This is a genomic window from Tessaracoccus bendigoensis DSM 12906 (assembly GCF_900141915.1).
GTDB classification, from domain to species: domain Bacteria; phylum Actinomycetota; class Actinomycetes; order Propionibacteriales; family Propionibacteriaceae; genus Arachnia; species Arachnia bendigoensis.
The window spans coordinates 25,282-32,867 of sequence record NZ_FQZG01000051.1; the positions used below are offsets into that span (position 1 = coordinate 25,282).

Annotated in this window: 7 protein-coding genes; 5 read left to right on the forward strand and 2 right to left on the reverse strand. The window is 67.3% G+C overall.

Annotation, left to right across the window (positions count from 1 at the left end; translation table 11 throughout):
- Window positions 1-10 precede the first annotated feature (10 nt).
- The 4 genes from BUC15_RS12950 to BUC15_RS12965 are packed head-to-tail and all read left to right on the forward strand — an operon-like array spanning window position 11 to window position 4,398.
- The gene (locus BUC15_RS12950; RefSeq protein WP_073188985.1) at window positions 11-469 is read left to right on the forward strand and encodes a helix-turn-helix domain-containing protein; all 459 of its coding nucleotides are present in this window, start codon (window positions 11-13) and stop codon (window positions 467-469) included.
- Between the two features lie 8 nt (window positions 470-477).
- Window positions 478-927: a hypothetical protein gene (locus BUC15_RS12955; RefSeq protein ID WP_139280261.1), complete on the forward strand. Its 450-nt coding sequence runs from the start codon at window positions 478-480 to the stop codon at window positions 925-927.
- Window positions 927-2,255: a BREX system ATP-binding protein BrxD gene (brxD, locus tag BUC15_RS12960; RefSeq protein WP_073188989.1), complete on the forward strand. Its 1,329-nt coding sequence runs from the start codon at window positions 927-929 to the stop codon at window positions 2,253-2,255. Before BUC15_RS12955 ends, brxD begins: the two co-directional genes overlap by 1 nt.
- A 16-nt stretch (window positions 2,256-2,271) precedes the next feature.
- The gene (locus BUC15_RS12965; RefSeq protein WP_073188991.1) at window positions 2,272-4,398 is read left to right on the forward strand and encodes a DEAD/DEAH box helicase; all 2,127 of its coding nucleotides are present in this window, start codon (window positions 2,272-2,274) and stop codon (window positions 4,396-4,398) included.
- 299 nt (window positions 4,399-4,697) lie between these two features.
- On the opposite strand, the gene BUC15_RS20805 is transcribed toward BUC15_RS12965, so the two are convergent.
- Together BUC15_RS20805 and BUC15_RS21100 are read right to left on the reverse strand one after the other, a co-directional pair.
- Entirely contained in the window at window positions 4,698-4,829 is a 132-nt protein-coding gene (locus tag BUC15_RS20805; RefSeq protein WP_245787979.1) for a recombinase family protein, read from the reverse strand.
- Window positions 4,805-4,996, reverse strand: coding sequence for a recombinase family protein (locus BUC15_RS21100; protein ID WP_342741736.1), 192 nt, complete (start codon window positions 4,994-4,996; stop codon window positions 4,805-4,807). The genes BUC15_RS20805 and BUC15_RS21100 overlap by 25 nt, the downstream gene beginning before the upstream one ends.
- A gap of 353 nt (window positions 4,997-5,349) precedes the next feature.
- Here BUC15_RS21100 and BUC15_RS12975 point away from each other — a divergent pair.
- A partial coding sequence (locus tag BUC15_RS12975) for a caspase family protein (protein ID WP_217652232.1) occupies window positions 5,350-7,586 on the forward strand: 2,237 nt, incomplete at its 3' end.

Below are 7,586 nucleotides of genomic sequence, written 5' to 3' on the forward strand. Positions count from 1 at the left end.
ACTAAAAGCTATGAGTAGCTTGAATGAGATCTTCGGTATCGATCCGGATGCACCCGAGGTCATTCGGGCCAGGCACCTGATCGAGAACGACCAGGATCTGCTGGATTCGCTGGTGCGGATCCGGAAGGAACGCGGCCTGTCCCAGGGCGATGTCGCGAAGATCCTGGGAGTGAAGCAGCCCAGTGTCGCCGACTTCGAGGCCCATGACAGCAACCCGACCATGGCGCGGATTCGGCGTTACGCGGACGCCGTCGGCGCGCTCATCTCGCACAAGGTGGAGATGGACACCGGGCAGCTGTTGGACGATCGCCGCGGGCAGTGGGTCTCGGCGAGCCTGGAGGTTGAAGTGACGGCTCCGCAGGGCGCCCGCGAGCAGCGCAAGGTGATTCCGATCTCGGCCGCGCGCTCCTGGTCTGTCACCGCTGCCGATCCCGCGAGTAGCTCGGGCACTTGGATCCTGGGAGCGTGAGCGGCCCCATGGATATTGTTGAACTACTTTCGACAGTTCGGCTTGACGATGTCAGGACGATCGAGGAGACCGCCAAGCTCGCCCTCGACGCGGCACCAGACAAGGGCCTTGGCGTTTTCGACGAATCTGACGCCAACGGTGAACTGACCATCCAGGTCAATGCTGTGGCGTGGGGCTTGAGTATCGAAATCTGGTTCCGGACCCGATACCAGACGCCGTCGGCGACTCTCGCTGCCACGGTCGCGACCGTGTACCGGCGCGAGGAAGCGACCGAAATTCCGGATCAGACGAAGCGTGACTTCATCGAGAAGGTAGCCGTGATGGCGGCTTACCCCTACCTGCGCAGTGCCCTGCACGAGCTTGCGGCAAAGCTCAGGCTGGGAAGCCTCACGCTCGACATCCTCCGCCAGGGCGAGTTTCGGATAGCTGGAGCCGGTGGCGACGGCGAGACGGCGTAGTGGTTGAGGTCTCACCGCGACGCCGTCGGGAAGTGATCGACGCGCTGAGGCGCGGCACCGTGCCTGCCAGCGGGCTGGACCTGCTGGCCGTCGGTTTGGAGCGCTTCGACGCCGCGTTGGCGGCCGAGCGGGACGCCGTCGCCGGGGGTGGCGCGGTGTTCAAGGCCGTGCGGGGCGAGTACGGCTCGGGTAAGACGTTCTTCTCGCGGCACCTGGCGGAGTCGGCGCTGCGTCGAGGCTGGGCGACGTCCGAGGTGCAGATCAGTGAGACCGAGACGCCGCTGCACCGGTTGGAGACCGTCTACCGACGGATCACCGAGTCGCTTCGCACCGCCACGGTGCCGCCCAGCGCCTTCCGGTCGGTGCTCGATTCGTGGCTGTTCACGCTCGAGTCGGACGCGATCGGCGCCGACCCGGCATTGGCTTCGGCGGGTGAGGCGACGTTGGCTCAGGCCGTCGAGAGGCTGCTCGATGCCAGGCTCGCGGACGTGAACAGCAAGACGCCGGCTTTCGCGCAGGCGCTGCGCGCCTACCGTGCCGCGATGCTGGCTGGGGACGGGCCGGCAGCCGACGCGCTGGCCGCGTGGCTCGGCGGGCAGCCGCACGTCGCGGCCTCGGCGAAACGCGCCGCCGGTATCCGCGGCGACCTGGACCACTTCGGCGCGATGGCGTTCCTGCAGGGGTTGCTCACAGTGTTGCGCGACGCCGGACACCCTGGCCTGTTGGTGGTCCTCGACGAGGTGGAGACGCTGCAGCGAGTCCGCGGTGACGTGCGTGACAAGGCCCTCAACGCGTTGCGTCAGCTGATCGACGAGATCGATTCCGGCCGCTACCCGGGGCTGTACCTGCTCGTCACAGGCACACCTGCATTCTTCGAGGGGCCCTCCGGGGTGGCTCGCCTGTTGCCGTTGGCGCAGCGCCTCCACGCGGACTTCACCACCGACGCCCGCTTCGACAACCCGCGCGCCGTCCAGATCAGGCTGCCCGGGTTCGACCGGGCCGCGCTCCTCGCGGTCGGCCGACGCGTCCGAGACCTGTACGCCGACGGTGCCACCGATAGCGACCGGATCCGGCGGGTCGTCGACGACGACTACCTGGCTCAGCTGGCCGACGCGGTGACGGGGTCGTTGGGTGGGAAGGTCGGGATCGCGCCGAGGGTGTTCCTGAAGAAGCTTGTCGGGGACGTGCTGGATCGTGTCGACCAGTTCGAAGACTTCGATCCCCGCCGCGACTATGCGCTCACCGTCGCGAGGGGCGAGCTGACCGAGGTCGAGCGCAACGCGATGCGGCCGGCCGGTCGGGCCGACGACGTCGACCTGGACCTGTGAACCGGCCCGGTCAGCCGTGAGTGGATTCGACCTGCTGCACCCCGTCGTGCAGCACCATGTCGTCAACACGCTGGGGTGGCGGAGCCTGCGGCCGCTGCAGGAAGACGCCGTCGCGCCGGTGCTGGGTGGCTCCGACGCGCTGCTGCTTGCGCCAACGGCGGGCGGGAAGACGGAGGCGGCGCTGTTTCCGATGCTGAGCAAGATGGCGGCCGAGGATTGGCGCGGCACGTCCGTGCTGTATCTGGCGCCGCTGCGGGCGCTCCTGAACAACCTGGAACATCGGGTGCAGGGCTACGCCCGCTGGCTGGGCCGCGACGCCGCCGTCAGGCACGGTGACACCGGGCAGGGGGCCAGGCGTCGGCAGGTCGTCGAACGGCCAGATGTGCTGTTGACAACGCCCGAGTCGCTGGAGTCGATGCTGGTCTCGGCGACGCTTGACCCGCATGTCGTCTTGGCCGATGTGCGGGCGGTGATCGTCGATGAGGTACACGCCTTCGCTGGCGACGACCGCGGTTGGCATTTGCTGGCGGTTCTGGAGCGGCTCTCCCGGCTGACGGGTCGGCCGTTGCAGCGCGTCGGTTTGTCGGCCACCGTCGGGAACCCCGTCGACCTGCTGCGCTGGTTGCAGGGCAGTAACCATCCCGGGGTTCCGGCGGTCGTGGTGTCGCCCACGGCGGAGGCGGGCGTCGAGGTGGACATCGAGCTGGACTTCGTCGGGTCGCTGGAGGGCGCTGCCACCGTGATCAGCGCGCTGCACCGCGGCGAGAAGAGGCTGGCGTTCGCGGACTCGCGGCGGATCGTCGAACGGCTCGCCGGGAGCCTGCGGGAGCGGGGGGTGGAGACGCATGTGTCGCACTCCAGCCTTTCCGCCGCGGAGCGACGCCGGGCGGAGGCTGCCTTCAGTGAGGGTCGGGACTGCGTGATCGTGGCCACCTCGACGTTGGAACTTGGCATCGACGTCGGCGACCTGGACAGGGTGCTGCAGCTGGGGGCGCCCGGCACGGTGGCGTCGCTGCTGCAACGGCTGGGGCGCACCGGACGCAGGCCGGGGACGAGCAGGAACATGCTGCTGCTGGCCGCCGACGATGCCGAGCTGCTGCGGGCGTTCGGGTTGCTGCTGCTGTGGTCGGAGGGCTACGTCGAGCCGGTCCTGCCGACGTCGTCGCCGAGACACATCGCGGCGCAACAGTTGCTCGCTTTGGCGCTGCAGGAGGGTCGGGTGGGTCGCAACACCTGGCCGGAGTGGTTGGGCGGGTTGCCGTTGGCGCCGTCGGAGAGCCTGCCCGGGTTGGTCGACCATCTTGTCGGCACCGGGCACCTCGACGTCGATGAGGGGATGGCGTTCATCGGCCCGGAGACCGAACGTCGCTACGGTCGTCGGCATTTCATGGAGCTGATGAGCGTGTTCACCACCGATCCTCAGGTGACGGTGCTGCACGGGCGCGACGAGATCGGCGTCGTCGACCCGATGGTGCTGTTGGAGAAGGTGCAGGGCCCGCGGCTGATTGCGTTGGCGGGGCGGTCGTGGAAGGTGAACTCGGTCGACTGGACGCGGCACCGCGCCTATGTGGAGCCGGCCGAGGGGAGAGGGCTGGCGCGGTGGTCGGGGTCGCGTGCCCTACTGAGCCATGCCTTGTGTGACGCGATGCGGCGGGTGCTGCTGGGGGCCGACCCGGCGGGGGTCGGGATCACGAGGCGTGCGGAGGGTCGGATCGCCGAGGCCAGGTCGCAGTGGGCGAATCGGGTCGACCGGGAGCGCACCGTCGTGCTCCGTGAAGACGAGGAGGTGCGCTGGTGGACCTGGGCCGGTGGCCGGGCCAACGCACTGCTGCATGCGGCGTTGGGAGTCGTCGATCCGGAGCTGCTCGACCCGGATCGTTCCTTCGACAGCGTCCACATCGTGCTGCGTGCCGACGTCGGTCCCGGGCGGGTGGGCGCGGCGGTGCGAAGCATCGTCGGTCACTTCGGGCCGACCCTAGAGGGGGTTTGGCCGGATGTGGACCGTCGGGCGGTTGAGGGGCTGAAGTTCGCCGACATCTTGCCCCTTGGGGTGGCTGAGCACACGTTGGCCGAGCGCTTGGTTGATCGGGCCGGCGCTGGGAACGTGGTCGCCCGGGGTGTCGTCGAGCGGCGGGTCGGCTAGCACGTCTCGGCCGAAAGCGACCCACACCTACATCAGGAGCGCCTTTTGGGTCTGGGGCGACGAATCCAACGGGTGGCTTCTCTTCGGCAGGGGTTGGCGATGTGGCGCACGACGGTTTGCAGTCGATACGGCGTCGGGGGCGTGAAGTGCGGTCGGCTCCCGGGCGCTGTCTTCGGCGCGCCTGATTCTTGGTTCTGGCTGCTCAGCTGGCGGCGCATCTCGCGCTGTCGCGTTGCAGTTCCCGGTAGACCGTGGCACGGGAAACGTTGAACAGGAGCCGACCCACAGGATCGGCCGGGTCATAGACGCTCCCGCCGAGGCTCAGGGGCGACACCTTTGCGGGTCAGCTCGTCGGCGATGTCACGGGCATCCGGCAACGAGGGGGCCAGGCGGTCCAGCTTGGTGACTACGAGGGTGACGCCAGAACGCACGGCTGCGAGTGCCTTGGCCAGGCCGGGCCTGGCTCGTGTGTTGCCGGTGAGTCGAGTCCGTGATCGACGTGGATGTTGTCTTCGTCAACTCCGAGACCTTTGAGTGCATCAAACTGTGCCGTGAGGTCCTGCTCGTTCGTGGACACGCGGGCGTAGCCGATCAGCAGGTCCCAAGTGTTGCGGTTAGCTCTCCCTCAGCGGGCATTTCATCGGGCGGGTCTTACGGGCATCCGCCTCACGCGTGTTCCCTTACGATGCGACGGCGCCGCTGCCCTGGACGGTGAGGGACCGGCTTACGGACGTGGCTGGAAGGGCCCTGTGTCGTCGGTTCGGGGTGGCCCGATCGCCGAACTCACCCAGGCAACTGCGCCTGGGAGCCTCCTCCCACTCGTTCGTCGTCTCCAGTTGTGCCCTGCGGACACATCCCGGGACCTTGGATCTGTCAAGCTTGGGGCGGGGGCCGTCTCGCGGACTGCGAAGCTGTACGGGGGCGTTCGTGTTTCTGGTGAAGGAGTTGCTCATGGGTGAGGACGTACCGAGGCTGTTCGCGGGGGTGGGGATCTCCAACTACGTGAATCATTCCACGTTGCCGCAGGCGGTGGCTGACGTTGAGGCGGTCCACAAGCTGCTGCGGATCCCTGAGCGTACTCCCTTGCTCGATCCAGACAAGGACAGTGTGGGCGACTTCGTTGGGTCGCTTCACGGTGCGATGCCTGATGGTGGATTGATCGTGTTCATGTGGAGTGGCCACGGAAAGCTGGATGGAGGGCTGCGGCTCATCACCGCCGACGACGATACCCATCCCGACGGGGTCGCGTTCACCGAGGCGATCCGGCCGCTCGTGAAGTCGAGGGCGCACCAACTGCTGTTCATGGTTGATGTGTGCCACGCCGGTGAGGCGGCCACGAGCATGGAGATGATTCGCGCGCTAGTCAACGACGTGCCACCCGCCGATGACCGGGTCTGGGCCGGAGTGCTGGCTTCCTGTCAGCAGGTGGAAACTGCGCGCGACGGCCTGTTCGGGGAGGTTCTCACGCGGTTGCTGACGCGTGGTCCGAGCGAGGACGGGGTGATCAAGTGGCCCTCCGGCTCGAAATTCATCTCCGGTGAGGAACTCGGCTCCGCTCTGCTGAGCGAATGGCCAGAGGAGGCGTCGCAGCGGCCTCGATTCTCCCGGGACGGGTTACAACTGGCCCTCATCCCCAATCCCCTGTTCAAGCCGGAGCTCCTCCCGGCCCGCATCGTGGAGCACCTGCTTCTCGCGGCGCGTGGGGGCGCGGATGAAGGCGAAGCCTCTGCGTTCACCGGCCGGGTCGCTGAGGTGAATCAGGTGGTAGGTTGGGTCCGCTCGGAAGAGCCGGGGATGCATGTTGTGACCGGTGCGCCGGGCACGGGCAAGTCCGCGATCCTCGGCCGGGTCGTGTCTTTGTCGGATGCCGGTGAGCGATGTCGGCTTCTCAGCTCTGATCCGTCTCTCGCACATGAGGATCCAGGAGAACGGTCGGTCCATGCGGCGGTTCATGTCCGCGGCCTGACCGCCGACCAGACAGCGCAGCGCATCCACGCCCAACTCGTCGCTGCCGGGGTCCTGGACCCCGAGAGCACAAGAGAGTGCCGCAACGTCAACCAGTTCCTCGGGGACGTGGAGGCCGCGTTCCACGACGGCGGCGTACCGGTGGTTGCGGTCGACGGCGTGGATGAGGCGCGAGGCGAGGCTTTCGATATCGCGTCCGGTCTGCTTGTGCCGCTCTCCAGATGGGCGACGGTCATGGTGGCCACCCGTAACCTGAACCCACCCACCGGAGAGGGCGGTGAGTTTCTGATCGACGCTCTGTCGCCGACGGGGGCTGAACTTGATCTGGCCGACCCGGGAATCGCAGCCCAGGGTGTGTTGGACCTGCGCGAGTACATCCTCCGTCGGCTCAGCGGTGTGGCTTCCGAGATGGACCCGGGCAAGGTCGCGGATCTGCTCACGGGAACGGCGTCCAGCGCCAGCCTGCCGTTCCTGCTTGCGCGGCTGGTGACCAGCCAACTGATCCATTCGCCCATCGATAGCGGGGTGGAAGGCTGGCAGGAGTTGGTGGCCGCGTCACTTCCGCAAGCATTGGAACGGGATCTGGCGGCCGTCGCCGCGCCTGCCCACCGTGACGACATCGACGAACCCGCGTTCGCGAAACTCCTGGTGACCGCGTTGTCTTGGGCGCTTGGTTCCGGGTTGCCACTGCCCGAGTGGGCCGCAATCGCCGATGCCCTCTCCGATGGTGCGTACTCGGAAATTACGCCACCGGATCAATGGTGGGTGCTGGAACAACTCGGCCGCTACCTGATCCAGGACGTCGAAGCCGAGCAGGCCGTCTACCGGATCGCCCACGCCAGCATCATCGAGTGGCTCCGCCCACCCAGCAAACGACCGCAGGAGGTGTTCACCGACCCGAACGCACAGATGGTGTCCGGCGCCCTCCTAAACCGCTACGAGGCGCTGCTCAGGGAGGGGATTTCGGCCCAAAGCACAACCTACCTGTGGCGCTACGCGTGGCGGCACGCCGCAGAAGCCGGGCCCACCGGCGTCGATCGTCTTCGAACGCTGTCGTCGATCTCAACGGCTCTCTTACCAGACGTAGCCAGCGCATCGTTGGAGGTTGCAGCGGCATTTCGGACGTGGGGGAAACGTGCCGAGGCGTTGCCCCCAACCCAGGAATCGGTAACCATCTATCAGGGGTTGGCTGAGCAGAATCCCGCGTTCCTACCAGACCTCGC